This window comes from Heliomicrobium modesticaldum Ice1, from assembly GCF_000019165.1.
GTDB classification, from domain to species: Bacteria; Bacillota; Desulfitobacteriia; order Heliobacteriales; family Heliobacteriaceae; genus Heliomicrobium; species Heliomicrobium modesticaldum.
Genome location: NC_010337.2, coordinates 1,677,150 through 1,690,979, shown reverse-complemented (window position 1 = coordinate 1,690,979; position 13,830 = coordinate 1,677,150). Strand labels below are relative to the sequence as shown.

Here is a 13,830-nt window from a genome sequence, read left to right as displayed (position 1 = left end):
ATTCCAACTACAATTCAAGAAGGAGGAAGGTCTCATGAACGCGCTCACCCTCATCATCGCCACAGCCTGTATCCTCGTGATCGGCTACCGCTTCTACGGCGGCTTCGTGGCCGCCAAGGTGCTGGCCCTCGATCCCGCCCGCCAGACGCCGGCCCACGAGCTGAACAACGGTTCCGACTTCGTGCCCATGAACAAGTGGGTCGCCTTCGGCCACCACTTCGCCGCCATCGCCGCCGCCGGCCCCCTCGTCGGCCCCATCTTGGCGGCCCAGTTCGGCTACCTGCCTGGCGTCCTCTGGCTGCTCATCGGCGGTGTCCTCGGCGGCGCCGTCCACGACATGGTTGTCCTCTTCGCCTCCGTCCGTCACAAGGGCCGCTCCCTCTCGGAGATCGCCAAAGAAGAGATCGGCCCCATCGCCGGTTTCGCCGTCGGCCTGGCCATCCTCTTCACCATCACCATCACCATGGCCGGCCTCTCCCTCGTCGTCGTCCACGCCCTGAAGGGTAACCCCTGGGGCACCTTCACCGTCGGCATGACCATCCCCATCGCCATGATCGTCGGCCTGATCATCAAGGCCCGCCCGGACAAGCTCCGCGAAGCGACCATCCTCGGCATGGCCCTGATCATCGCCGCCGTCGCCTTCGGTCCCTCCATCAAGGGCACCTGGATCGGCGACCTCTTCACCCTTTCCGAAACAGGCGTCAAACTGGCTCTGCCCATCTACGCCTTCTTCGCCGCCGCCCTGCCTGTCTGGTTCCTCCTGGCCCCTCGGGACTACCTCTCCTCCTACATGAAGATCGGCACCATCGGCGCCCTCGCCTTGGGGATCATCTTCGTCAACCCCGAGCTGCACATGCCAGCCATCACCCAGTTTGTCAACGGCGGCGGTCCCATCATCAAAGGCCCCGTCTGGCCCTTCGTCTCGATCACCATCGCCTGCGGCGCCATCTCCGGCTTCCACGCCATGGTCGGCTCCGGCACGACGCCCAAGATGATCGACAATGAACGGGATATCCAACTGGTCGGCTTCGGCGGCATGCTGATGGAGACCTTTGTCGCCATGATGGCCCTCATCGCCGCCTGTGTGCTCATGCCTGGCGACTACTTCGCCATCAACGCCGCCCCGGCCGTCTTTGCCAAACTGAACATGCCTGTCGTCCACCTGCCTGAACTGTCCGAGATGGTCGGCATGGACCTGGCCGGCCGGACCGGCGGCGCCGTCTCCCTGGCTGTCGGCATGGCTTACATCTTCTCCGCCCTCCCAGGCATGAAAGGCCTCATGGCTTACTGGTACAACTTCGCCATCCTCTTTGAAGCTGTCTTTATCCTCACGGCTATCGACGCCGGCACCCGCGTCGCCCGCTACATCGTCCAGGACTTCTTCGGCCAGGTCATCCCGAAACTGCGGGACAACGACTGGACACCGGGCGTCGTCGGCTCCTCCATCCTGGTCTGCTTCCTCTGGGGTTACCTCCTCTACGGCGGCGACATCGCCACCGTCTGGCCCCTCTTCGGCGTTTCCAACCAGCTCCTGGCCTCGCTGGCCTTGGCCATCGGCACCAGCCTGATCCTCCGCCGGACCGGAAAGGTCCTCTACGGCCTCGTCACAGCGATTCCCATGGTCTACCTCTTCAGTTCCGTCATGACCGCCGGCTACTGGACCATTGTCAACCAGTACCTGCCGGCAAACAACATGCTGAACACGATCCTCTCTTCCATCATGATGGGCCTCTCCGTCATCGTCATGGGCGACGCCTTGATCAAGTGGTACTCCATCATCAAAGAACATCCGAAGGCAACGGCGAAGGCGAAGGAAGCGACGAAACCTGCGTAATCATTCCCGGCAAACCGGAGGGGGAGGCGGCGAAAGCCGTCTCCCCCTCCGGTTCTTCCATCAGGTAGGCAACCCGTTGCTCCACAATCCCCTTGCCGGGCCACTCAGCGCTTGCCCTCGTCAACGATCGCCTTGACAGGGTTGACGGTGAGATCGGAGTCGTTCAACAGGATCACCCAACCTCCCTCTTCCCCGAATCGTCCCGGAAGGCTCCCCGCCTTGTTCCACCGGAATCGCATTCTTCCTGACGAAGGGCGCCCCGCTGTGGTCGGTCCAAATCGGTCCAAAGCAACTGCGCCACCACATGGTTGCCGATAACGGTAATGGAAAAACCCATCAGCCCGATGATCTCCAGACCGCGGTTTCTTTCCCGCATCAGGTCTTGCAGCACGTCATCGTCGACAGCTTTCTCCAGACAGAATCCTGTCCCCTCATCCCAAACATCCAAGCGGACCGACTTTTCGTCAAGAGAGAGACAACAACGCACCTGTTTGGCAGGATCCAACTTGTTTCCATGTTCAACAGCGTTATTGAGCAGTTCCCGCAGGGCAAGGTCAACGACAAAGACCTGTTTGCCGCTGATGGCCGGCCCCTTCTCCCGGATGTCTGTCATCACCGCTCTGATCGACTGATCGACCGCCGCAAAGGTCGATTCGGCTGTAAATGAAAATTTCAATCCGGGTTCGCCCCCTCAGACCGTGACCGAAGCGTCATTTACACAATCTTTCGTCTGTTTCCATTATAGCTGCTGCCAGAGTCAAGCACAATGACCGTCGGTTGTTAAAAGGGCCGAAAGAGCAAACTTTGTTACAGAAGAAGACGGAGGAGGGCATCGCCCATCCTCCGCTAACGAAATCGTTTGATGATCATCGCCAATAACCCCAGCGCGACCACCGCCAGCGCCAATCGGCTGGCGTTTTCCAGCGGATTCCACATGTCGTGGCCGACAACAGTCTCCAAGAGGATCGTGGGGATCTTGCCGAGGGCCGTTCCCAAGATAAAGGGGAGGAATCCGACGGAACTGACGGCGGCCGCCAGGTTGACGGCGCCCGAAGGGACAAAAGGGGCCAAACGGATGAGAAATATGCTGCTGAACCCATGGCGGGCCGTCCATTCGTCCCACTCGGAAAAAGTCCGGTCTTTCGCCAGCCAGCGGGCGACAGGGCCGCGCCCGAAGTAACGGAAGAGCGCAAAGGCCACTGCCGATCCGGCGATCTCGCCGAGCCAGCCGATGAAGAGGCCGGGGCCCCAGCCGAAGACGATAACCAGCGCGCCCAGCAAAAAGACTGCCGGAATGACGCCGATCAAGGTTTGCACGGTCATGAGCAGAAAACCGGCGAGCCAGGCGGCCCAGCCGTAGGAACGAAGAAGCGCCGTCAATTCATCCAGGTCAGTGAGGGTCACCAGGTCGACGATCCGCCGTCCCGGCTCGGTGCCAAACAGCAAGAGGCCCACGACGATCAGCGTCAGAAGGGCCGCGCCTTTGGGACCAATCGAGCGGGGATTCATCGCTCCGGTACCGTCAGAAACTTGATCTGCGGGTTTTGCTCGACGGCCCAGCGGACTGACCATTCATTGCGGAAGAGGGCCACCGGCCGCTCCTTGCCGTCGCGGATCACCATGCCGCTGTCGAGGCCCTTGACCGGTTTGCCAGGGTCGTACCCCTCGAGCCAGCGGGCGACGCTGAAGGGCAGGTGCTGCACGAGGATGTCGACGCCGTACTCCTGTTTGAGCCGGTATTCGAGGACCTCCATCTGCAGCACGCCGACGGCGCCGACGATGAAGGATTCGACGCCGATCTCCGGTTGCCGAAAAACTTGAACGGCTCCCTCCTGGGTCAACTGAGTCATGCCCTTGACGAACTGCTTGCGCTTCATCGTGTCTTTCGGTTGCACCCGGGCGAAGTGCTCCGGCGGGAAGACGGGAAAGTCCTCAAATTGAAAGTTCTTGCCTTCCGCGCAGAGGGTGTCGCCGATGCCGAAGAGGCCGGGGTCGAAGAGGCCGATGACATCACCGGGATAGGCTTCATCGATGATCATTCGCTCCTGAGCCATGAACTGCTGCGGCTGGGCCAGCTTGACGATCTTGCCGGAGGGGACGTGTTTGACGCTCATGCCGCGGACAAACTTGCCCGAGCAGATGCGGATAAAGGCGATGCGGTCGCGGTGGGTCGGGTTCATATTGGCCTGGATCTTGAAGACGAAAGCCGTAAAGCCCTCATCATCCGGGGCGACCATGCCGTCGACGGAACGCCGGGCCAGCGGCGGCGGCGCCAGTTGCAAAAACTCTTCGAGGAAGGGGCGGACGCCGAAGTTGGTCAAGGCGCTGCCGAAGAACATGGGCGTCAGTTCGCCCTGGCGCACCTTCTCGATGTCGAAGGGGTCGCCGGCCATATCGAGCAGTTCGATGTCCTCGATCAACTGGTTGTGAATGTCGGTCCCGAGCAATTCGGCGAAGGCCGGGTCCTCAGCGCTGCCGATGGTGGAGGGCATCACCCACTGCCCATGGGCGCCGCCGCTCTCAAAGAGCTCGATCTGGGCCAGGCGGCGGTTGTAGACGCCTTTGTAGTTGCCATCGACGCCGACGGGCCAGTTCATCGGATAGGCGCGGATGGCCAGCACGTTCTCGATCTCTTCCATCAGCGCAAAAGGACTCTTCCCATGGCGGTCCAGCTTGTTGACGAAGGTGAAGATGGGGATGCCCCGCTGCCGGCAGACATAGAAGAGCTTTTTCGTCTGATCCTCCACGCCCTTGGCCGCGTCGATGACCATGACAGCGCTGTCGGTGGCCATCAGGGTGCGGTAGGTGTCTTCGCTGAAGTCCTGGTGGCCGGGGGTATCGAGGATGTTGACGCGATAACAGTCATAATCAAACTGCAAGACACTCGACGTGACCGAAATGCCCCGCTGCTTCTCGATCTCCATCCAGTCCGAGACGGCATGCTTCGCCGCCTTGCGGGCCTTGACCGTGCCGGCCAGGCGGATGGCGCCGCCGTAGAGGAGCAACTTCTCCGTCAAGGTCGTCTTCCCCGCGTCAGGGTGGGAGATGATGGCGAAGGTGCGACGCCGCTGGACTTCCGTTTGCAGTTCCGCCGCCGTCGTGGACATATGATCCATTCCTGGTTTCCAAAACCGTAACAAATTGACTTTGCTTTGGTTTTGACACGCTGGCGACTACCCCAGCGCGGGAGATCTCACAGGATTCGATCCCCTCGGATACAAGCCATCACTTGTACATCACGGGATATTGCTATCGCCTCGAATGCCGTGGGCATCCGAGTCCGCCGCAATGAGGGGTGTTACCCCATCCGTAAAGAAACACCGTCGTCTTCGCCTTTCACCGCGTGTACGAAGACGATTATGTACGTTACGCTACAAGTTCTAGGTTAGTCCGAGGATCTCTTTCCGGTGTGACCGCCAAAACTCAGGCGTTACACTTCCTTTCGTGATGATTTTCGCTTCTTTTTCGATCCGCTGATGGATCATGGCCCATCGTTTCCATTCGGTAGACGGACTTTTCGTCGGAAGGAGTTTTTCCCGCAAGAGCCTCGGGACTTTTTCTTTCATCCCATAGGCCCTTCGGGCAATGACCAAGGCCGCGCCGTGGTGAACGTCCAGACCATACTGGTGGGTATACTTGTACAAGCCGATCTTCGACGTAAAGGCGGGCTTCACTTTCGTATACTCGATCCCGTTTCGAATACAGGCCCTTTCCAGCATCGTGAGCATTTGGCGATAGATGAAGTTGTGCCGGATGCGCGAGAATTTACGCTGGCTATCTTGGTCGTGTTCGAACTTCAAGTCCTCAAAGGCCACGCCGCATTGGCGATCCTTCGCGTATTGAATGACCTCCTTGACCATCTCGCCAATCAGATTTTCTCGTCGATTGGATCGGGCATAGGTCAGTTCATGCCGGGCGATAGCGGTGTGATGGCGGTAGTTTCCGGTGCGGTCGATATGGGTGAGGGCAAAACCGTCCGGGTTCGTATCGATGCCGACGAGGCCCGCATGCCCTTTGTATTCGACCTTGTAGGCCCGAACCGCCGCTTCGTCAAAGGTCACATGCACATAGTAGCGGCCCTTTCGCCGAAGGATTTCAACCTGGTAGGCGTCGCCCGTGTGGAGGTAGTCGATCAGCATCTGGCGGTAGTTGCGCCCGTTGACCCTTCCGGTCTTCTTCGACTTCTTTTGGGCGATGTAAAGGGGAACGGTGACTTTCACCGAACGACCGGACGGGGTTTTGGCGAGGGTGCTGATCTCCAAGAAAAGTTTCTCGTCGTGATAGAGGATGCGAAGGTTCGGATTGCCCTTCTTGGTTTTATCGCCGCGAGCGTAGACGCGATTGGAGCGTTTGTCCCGCCACTTTTCGATGGAAATGGTTCCGGCACAACGCTGATGGAAGGTTTTCTTGCCGCCAAAGACGACTGGAGGAATCGTATTCGCGGTGATAAACTGTTGATAATAATCTCGTTTTCGCTGACGCTTGGCGAGCTTGGAAAGAAGGGCCTTGCGTTTTTTTTCGGACTTCACATGCTTGAGTTTTTTCTCGACGGCTTCGGCTTTTTTAGCATAATTCTTCACGTACTCGGGGAGAAGTTTTCGTTGGGAAATAAGTGTTTGGCGGGCGTCTTCCACGGCGTCCTTGGCTTGGCGGATGTTCAGGCCGTAGCGAAAAGCCACATCCTTTTCGATGTCGCCGACGCTCATCGAGCCTTCGATCAGCCGTTGAAAGCTGTAGCGAATGGCCGATGAAAAGATCCGCATCAAATCGTCTACGGCGGTTTTTGCTTCATCCGAGAGAGCCAGAATCTCGCCGCGAGCGGTGATTTTCATTCCCGCACACCCTCTTTTTGCAATTGATCGAGGGTTTGTTTGATCTTTCGCCCGCCTCGTGCGCCATAGATCCGGGCGCTAAAGCTCGTAATGATGGAGACAAAGTCTTCTACCATTTCTTCATTCAGTTCAGTGGGGGGGTAACGCCGAGCATTAGACTTGCTTTGGAAATAGAAACCGATGGATTCATGGATAAAGACCTCCGTGCTATCCTCTTCACGAAGTTAGACGAATAGTCTGAACAAAAAGTTCCGATTTTATCCATTTTGTTACGATTTTAGGAGAGCTGTTTAACCTCCAAAATGTCATTGCTCGTGCACAGTGAAAAGGGAATCGCAAAATGATCTCGAAAGGCACAATGCCACACTGTAATAGTATACCTCCCGTCGGCGCAAAGGGAAAGTCCGCATCTCCTGAAAATAAAACTTTCATGACCTTCGCGTGCCCGGCGATGCTGAAAGGGCTTTTCATGAAAAAACCGGCGGTCCGTCACAGCGCCGCCGGCTCGATCTGGCTTACATCGACGATAGGAAGCAGGATGGTGAAGGTCGTCCCTCGTCCTAAATGGCTCGATACGGCGATCTCACCGCCGTGAGATTCGATGATCGTCTTGACGATGGAAAGTCCCAGGCCCGTTCCCGTCGTCTTGCGGGTCACTTCGTTCTCAGCTCGGTAGAACCGCTCGAAGAGATGGCGCATCTCCAGCTCCGACAAACCGATCCCCGTGTCCCACACATCGATCCGGATTTTGTCCTCTTTAAGGCTCGCCTGGATCCCGCAGCTTCCGGCGAGGGTATACTTGACCGCATTGGAGAGGAGGTTGCTGAGCGCCTGCCCCAGACGGATCTCATCGCCATAGAGTAGCGGCAGCCCCGGCGCGATGTCACAGCGAAACTGCAGTCCCTTTTTGGCGGCGAGGATGGCGTAGTTATCAGCGATGGGCGTGAGCAGCGTCTCCACGGCCAACAGCTGAAAGCGGTGCCCCGGCAGACTGGCCTGCAGCTTTTCCAGGTCGAGGATGTTGCTGACCAATTGGTGCAGGCGGCTCAGATTGGCCTTGGCCTGGTTGAGATAATGGCGCTGTTCCTCCGCCGCGACGCCCGGTTCCAGCGCCATGTCGATATAGCCGTCGATGCTGGCCAGAGGGGTGCGGATCTCATGGGTGGCTGCGGAAAAGTACTCGCTCCGCAGGCGGTGAAACTCCGTCTCCTTGGTCACATCGCGGAAGATCAGCAACCAGCCGAGAACCTCCCGCTTCACCTCCACGGGGTTGAGATAGAGGTCAACGCTGCGCGCCGGTTCGGATAGCACAGAGACGCGCCAAGGACCCAAGCGTTCCACCACATCTCGCTGCAGATCCTGTTGCAGGATGGCAGCCACCTTTTCCGGCTCCTCAAGCTTGTCCTGAATGGCGCGGTAAAACAGATCGGTGTCGTCAAAGTGGAGCACCTCTTCGTCAATGCCGAAGAGCTCGCCGAAGGATGCGTTGCAGACCCATTCGCCATGCTTGCTTGTGTAAAAGGCGATCCCATCTTTGCTGGCATTCATCAAGGCCACCATGCGCGCCCGATGCGCGGAACGCCGGCGAGCGAGCTCTTCAAAGGGAATCTTCACTTGATAGATGAAGATGGCTTGATAAAAAAAGCCGTAACTGAGGACCTTGAGGAGATGGGTGATGACGTAAAACGATAGGGAAACAGAAGCCTCCAGAAAGAAAGCGCCTGCGGACAGCGCGCCGAGTGCCAAGCCGCCGGCGATCAACCTCCCTTGATCGCTTTTCTGTTCCTTTCCCCGCTGCCAATAGAGCCAAGCGCCGAGGAGATTGAAGGCAAAGACGGTTGCCATCACGGCGTTTCTCAGCCATGCCAAGTCCTGTTCGTTCAGCAGTTGGGGATTGGGAAGCACATAGGCAAAGAGCGAGGCGACGATAGCAAGAAACAGCGCCACGGCCGATAAAAAGATAAACAGGCTCTTTCGCAAAGAAACCCGTTTTACAGGCGAAATGAGCAGAGTGGTCAGCATCGCCCCCGCCAGGAGCAGTCGGCTGAGACACTCGAAAAGCACGCATAATTGAACGTTGGCTAAGGCGGAAGCCACCATGCCCGGATAGGTCAAAATATGAAGGCTGTCAAGCATGCCTACGACCCAGAAAGAGCTCCCCACGAACACCAACCAGGAGGACGCCTTTTCGCGCGTATGCCAAATGGTCGAAAAGACGAACATGGATACGACGATGCCGGCGCCTTCGATGATGATATGCAACGGCAATACAAAACCAGCGTTCAATCGGCTGCCCCCTGTCTCACTCGTACACGTTCAAAGAATTTGTTGTTTGCTATTTCTTTCCAATAAAAGCATTTTCCTTCCAAAAATGATTATATTTTGCTACCGCCCCTGCGTCAAGGGAAGGATCAACGGGTGGTACAGGTATTGCAGGAACAGAAAAAGGAGAAACCCCACGATACCGCCCACCACGGACCCGTTGATGCGGATCCACTGGAGATCGTTGCCGGCCTTGTCCTCAATAAACCGGTTCAGGTCATCGTCGGTGAAGGCGTCGAGGACGTTGCGGACAATAGTTCCGATCAAGCGGTGTTCTTTTTCGATGATCCGATAGAGCGCCTCTTTGAAACGCTCCTCAAGGCGTTCCCGCAACAAGGGATCCTCCACCAGGCGCCGGACAAGAGATTCCACGGAGCCTTGCAGCGCCAATCCTCGCGGCGTCGCTCCCGGCAGCGCGGCTGATGCCCCAAAGAGGCTGGATGGGTTCTGCCCGGAAGGCCACAGGGCGCGCAGCCAATCCTCGAGGGGCAATTCATCAATGATCCGCTCTTTCCAAGACTCGATCGCCTCGGTCAGATCGCGCCGTTCGGCCAATCCCGCTGTTTTTTCGATCAGGATCTCCTTCAGGCGGACCCGCAGAGGGTGCCCGGGATCGCCCATCTCCGTAAAGCTCTCCAGCAGTCGCCGGTGCAACGAATCGGCGGCCTGGGATGGGTTGTAACTGTTCGTGAGCAGGGCCGTCGTCAGCACCAGGGTGCCGAGCCAACCCTCGGACTGCCGTTTTTCCGCTCCACGGAGAAAGCGGTAGATCCGATCGCGCGTCTCCGGCCGGGCCGCCGCCTGATGCATCTCCGCGATCAGGAGGGCGATCCAGCGCTCTTCCTCTCCCTTTTCCAACGCTTGCCGTCCCCACCGGGCCAACTGGTCCGCCAGGGAGATCCGCCGGAGCCGTTCCTTCAACGGTCGCTCCACATAGCGGGCCAGCGTCTTCGGTTGCAGGTGGCCCAAAGCCTCCTGGCTGATGTGACGGAAGAAATCGGTCAGGTACCTTTTCCCCTCTCGCCGGTCCAGCCAATCGACAAGTCCGTCCGTCAGTCGCACATGGGCCAGTTTGGCCTTGATCATTTCAACACCGAGGAGCTCCCCTTCCACCATCTTGACGATGGCGTCGATGGTCTTTTGCCGGTTGCGCGGGATCAGTTCCGTATGCCAGGGAAAACCGAGGGGCCGACGAAAGAGGGCTGTGATGGCAAACCAGTCGGCGATGCCGCCGACGAGAGCCGCTTCAGCCGTAAAAAAGCCCATCTTCGCCCAGAGCGCCTGCGGATAGAGCCACCGCAAGGCGGTAAAGAGGAAAAAGGCCAGCGCCGCCCCGGCCAGTACGATGTCTGCTTTCTTCCACTTCATGCCATCACCTCACGGCAGCCAGAGGGTCGCCAGGTGGAGCAGCATGCCTGCCAAGGCGCCTACGACCGCCCCGTTGATCCGAATCATCTGCAGGTCATTGCCTGCCTTCGATTCAATCAGTTCCACCAGTGTTTCATCGCTGATCGACTGCAGGTTCTCCTGCACCAGTTTGCCGATCTCCTCATGGCGTTCGTCGATCCAGCGGAAGAGATGAACCTTCAACATCTCATCGAGGGCCTGCCTGCGTTCCCGATCATGGCGCAGTTCCGTCAACAGCCGTTCCAGGCGGCTGCGCAAGAGCTTCAACCACCGCGGAGGATCATCGCCGGAGCGCCCCCCTTGATCCTCCAGCAGTTCCGTCAGCAGGGGGCCCAGTTCCAGGCGCTGAATCAGCGTCGCCTTCCAAGCCTCCACCTCGCGCTGCCGCTGCGGGTCAGAACGCAGTTCATCGACCCAGCGGCGGATCTGCGCCTCCAAGCGCAACCGCTGCGGGTCGCCTGCTTTGCGGAATCCGTCCAGAAAGGCGGCGGCGCTGTCGATCAGCTGCGTCTCCGGCGTCTTGCCGGCCAGCCCGATGACGAGATCATCAAAAAAGCGGCGGCGGCGCATCCCCGATTCGTAGGCGCTGCGAGTCTCCCGGACAAGACGAGCCAGTTCCCCTTTGACCAAGGGGTGGCGGACGAGGGCTTCCAACTCCCCGACGACCACATCGATGACCCGCCCCGCCTTGCCGCTGTCGAGGGCCCACTCCACGCTGTCCGCCAGCAGAGGCCACAGGGGCAGTCCCGAGAGCAGCGAGCGGGCTGCCTCCTCCAGGACATCCTTCACCTTCCGCTCCCTCAGCAGCGTCGACATACCGGCCAGCATATCGCCCAGCGGCGGTTCTGCCTTCTGCCCATCCCCGAGCAGATGCGCGAAGATGGGCTCCGTCAGGTCATAACGGTTCAACTGCTCTTTCAGCGTTTCCCGAGAAAGCAGTTCCTCTTTCACCATCGAAACGAGGGCCTCGAAGATCCGCTCCCGGTTGCGGGGGATGATGGCCGTTCGCCAGGGGATGCCAAGGGGTCGCCGAAAGAGGGCCGTCACGGCGAACCAGTCAGCCAACCCGCCGATCAAGGCGGCGCTGCAGCCGCTGGCGACGAGGCCGCCGAAAAAGGTATCTTCAAAAGGGGTGCTGACCAGAAAGCCCGCCAAAGCGATCAGGAGGACCAGGGTGGCTCTGTGTCGGTTGTCCATCGTTCAAACCTTCCATTTCCCATCAGGCGTTATCGAAGCTGCATCGGCGCTCATAATTCCATTATCGCCACCGAATCCTTTTTTTCCTGCCTCCGACGAATTGCAGGCGAACTTCAGGGGCGGGTTTAGCTATTGATGGGGGTAGGCGTCTGTTGAAATCTGTTTTAGCTCAGCGCGTCCCATAAAAAGTATAAACCTTTTTCCACCATCCTTGTACGCTAAAATCGTCGCGCGAAAAAAGAAATCGACTCTTCCCTGGCAGAAGGTGAAAAAGACATCAGCATCAAAAAGTAGTGAGAGATAACAAAGACCAAGGAGGCGTCGCCATGTCCATCCCCTTTGATATCGACCGCTTCGCCGATCTGGCCGAAGAGATGATCGCCCAGATCCCGGAAAAATTCCTTCGCCGCCTCAACGGCGGAATCCATATCCAACCGGACACCATCCAGGATGATGAAGGTTTCTTCATCCTGGGTGAGTGTTTCTTCGATGCGTATCTTGGCCACTGGATCAACATCTACCACGGCTCCTTTGCACAGTCTTTCGCTGAGGAACCGGCCGAAGTCTGGGAGGATGAGCTGTACGAGACAATCCTCCATGAAATTCGCCACCACCTGGAAGACCTGGCCGGCGCCGACGACCTGCTCCGAGAGGAAATGGCTGAGCTGGAAGCCTGGCGCACCGAGAGAGAGAAATCGAGTAGGAGGGGGTGATTAACCCCCGTCCTCTCACACCACCGTACGTACCGTTCGGTATACGGCGGTTCATGCTGGTTGACGATGAGATTGGTATGTTTCGACTAAACTGACTAAGCCCTGTTCCCGCCAGTAGGCGAGGCCAAGGGCTTTATTCATTTGCGGGGTCAAGGACAGACGCCAATATCCTTTTCGTGAGCCGCTGATGTTGCATGCCCATTCCTCCGGGATCCCCAACGCCACTAAGTTTCGTCTTCGTGTCTTCGGGCGCTTCCATTGCTTGAGCAGGCACATCCGCAGTCGTCGGCGAAGCCACTCATCCAACTCTTTAAGTACGCTTGGCGTGTCAATGAGTCGAAAGTAGCCCATCCAGCCTTTCAGGTATTGGTTGAGGGTGACCAGTCGGTCCTCCATCGCAATGCTTCGGTTCCGCCCAGTGAACTGGCGGATCTTCTCTTTCACCCGTTTCACCGTTTGGGGGGCGAGCCGAATCTTTGCTGCCTTATGCCACGTAAATGAAAACCCCAGAAACTTTCGGTTCCAGGGTCGGTCGACTGCGCTTTTCTCCCAGTTGACCTGCAGTTTTAACCGCCCCTCCAGAAACTTTGCCATACCCTCCATCACTCGTTGCCCTGCCCGTCGACTGCGGACGTAGACGTTACAGTCGTCGGCGTACCGGCAGAAGCGATGTCCCCGGCTTTCCAGTGCCTTATCCAAATCATCCAGGATGATGTTCGCCAGCAAAGGGCTGAGTGGACCTCCCTGGGGTGTTCCTTCCTCGCTCTTCACACGAATCCCGTTGAGCATGACCCCGGCCTTGAGGTATTCTCGGATCAACTTCAAGATTCGTTTGTCCTTCACCTTGCGCGCTACGCGCGCCATGAGAATGTCGTGATTGACGCGATCAAAGAACTGGGCCAGGTCCATGTCAACCACCCATCGGTAGCCGTCGGCGATGTATTCCTTCGCTTTCTTCACCGCTTGGTGCGCACTCTTTCCCGGACGAAATCCGTAGCTGTTCGTGGAAAAGTCAGGGTCGAAGATCGGCATCAGGATCTGGTTCAGGGCCTGTTGGATCAGTCGATCGACGACAGTGGGAATGCCCAGCTTCCGTGTTCCGCCTTGGGGTTTGGGAATTTCAACCCGCCGGACCGGTTGCGGTCGATAGGTCCCCTCCAACAATTCCTGTTTAATGCGCGACCATTCCTCTTTTAGGTACGGGCGCAGGGATTCTAGCCCCATACCGTCGATTCCGGCCGCGCCTTTGTTGGCCATGACTCGCTTATACGCTTCCGTCATGTTCCCTCGTTCGACGACTTTCTCCATCAGATCATACGTCTCTTCGCGGGGTTGCTTCGCTTCTTGTGCCGGTAACGCGCTCGGCACTCCACCGGTCCCCTGCGGATTCACCGCTTCCTCCCGTTGGCAGTTCCCTTTCGGGATATTCGGCTGTCTCTGCGCGTCACGCGAACGCATCGTCGCTTCCCCTTCCATCATGTTCGGTCCTTCATCTGGCCGGACGTCGGGCCAGCCTACTATGACC

At 58.1% G+C, this 13,830-nt stretch carries 10 protein-coding genes; 2 read left to right on the top strand and 8 right to left on the bottom strand.

All coding sequences use genetic code 11. The annotated features are described in order from the left end of the window. Positions 1 to 34: 34 nt before the first annotated feature. Complete coding sequence (locus HM1_RS07545; protein ID WP_012282749.1) at positions 35 to 1,834, top strand: carbon starvation CstA family protein; 1,800 nt, start codon at positions 35 to 37, stop codon at positions 1,832 to 1,834. 172 nt (positions 1,835 to 2,006) lie between these two features. Here the strand turns inward: HM1_RS07545 and HM1_RS07540 are convergent, their stop codons facing one another. From HM1_RS07540 to HM1_RS07505, 7 genes are all read right to left on the bottom strand, one after another. Next, positions 2,007 to 2,510, bottom strand: a complete 504-nt coding sequence (locus HM1_RS07540) for an ATP-binding protein (protein WP_012282748.1) — start codon at positions 2,508 to 2,510, stop codon at positions 2,007 to 2,009. A gap of 170 nt (positions 2,511 to 2,680) precedes the next feature. Continuing rightward, positions 2,681 to 3,343 (bottom strand): TVP38/TMEM64 family protein, encoded by a 663-nt coding sequence (locus tag HM1_RS07535; protein ID WP_041313556.1) that lies wholly within the window; start codon positions 3,341 to 3,343, stop codon positions 2,681 to 2,683. After that, positions 3,340 to 4,941, bottom strand: coding sequence for a peptide chain release factor 3 (locus HM1_RS07530; protein ID WP_012282746.1), 1,602 nt, complete (start codon positions 4,939 to 4,941; stop codon positions 3,340 to 3,342). Before HM1_RS07530 ends, HM1_RS07535 begins: the two co-directional genes overlap by 4 nt. Before the next feature lie 273 nt (positions 4,942 to 5,214). Beyond that, complete coding sequence (locus HM1_RS07525) at positions 5,215 to 6,666, bottom strand: IS200/IS605 family accessory protein TnpB-related protein (protein ID WP_041313553.1); 1,452 nt, start codon at positions 6,664 to 6,666, stop codon at positions 5,215 to 5,217. 489 nt (positions 6,667 to 7,155) lie between these two features. Then, positions 7,156 to 8,952 carry an MASE3 domain-containing protein gene (locus HM1_RS07515; protein ID WP_012282744.1) on the bottom strand — a complete coding sequence of 599 codons (1,797 nt, stop codon included), beginning with the start codon at positions 8,950 to 8,952 and terminating at the stop codon, positions 7,156 to 7,158. A gap of 99 nt (positions 8,953 to 9,051) precedes the next feature. Beyond that, on the bottom strand, positions 9,052 to 10,356 hold the full coding sequence (locus tag HM1_RS07510; protein WP_012282743.1) for a DUF445 domain-containing protein: 1,305 nt from the start codon (positions 10,354 to 10,356) through the stop codon (positions 9,052 to 9,054). A gap of 9 nt (positions 10,357 to 10,365) precedes the next feature. Continuing rightward, entirely contained in the window at positions 10,366 to 11,592 is a 1,227-nt protein-coding gene (locus tag HM1_RS07505; protein WP_012282742.1) for a DUF445 domain-containing protein, read from the bottom strand. A gap of 326 nt (positions 11,593 to 11,918) precedes the next feature. Here HM1_RS07505 and HM1_RS07500 point away from each other — a divergent pair, with 326 nt between their 5' ends. Continuing rightward, entirely contained in the window at positions 11,919 to 12,305 is a 387-nt protein-coding gene (locus HM1_RS07500) for a metallopeptidase family protein (RefSeq protein WP_012282740.1), read from the top strand. A 51-nt stretch (positions 12,306 to 12,356) separates the two neighbouring features. Here the strand turns inward: HM1_RS07500 and ltrA are convergent, their stop codons facing one another. Continuing rightward, positions 12,357 to 13,784 carry a group II intron reverse transcriptase/maturase gene (ltrA, locus tag HM1_RS07495; RefSeq protein WP_012281204.1) on the bottom strand — a complete coding sequence of 476 codons (1,428 nt, stop codon included), beginning with the start codon at positions 13,782 to 13,784 and terminating at the stop codon, positions 12,357 to 12,359. Between the last annotated feature and the right edge of the window lie 46 nt (positions 13,785 to 13,830).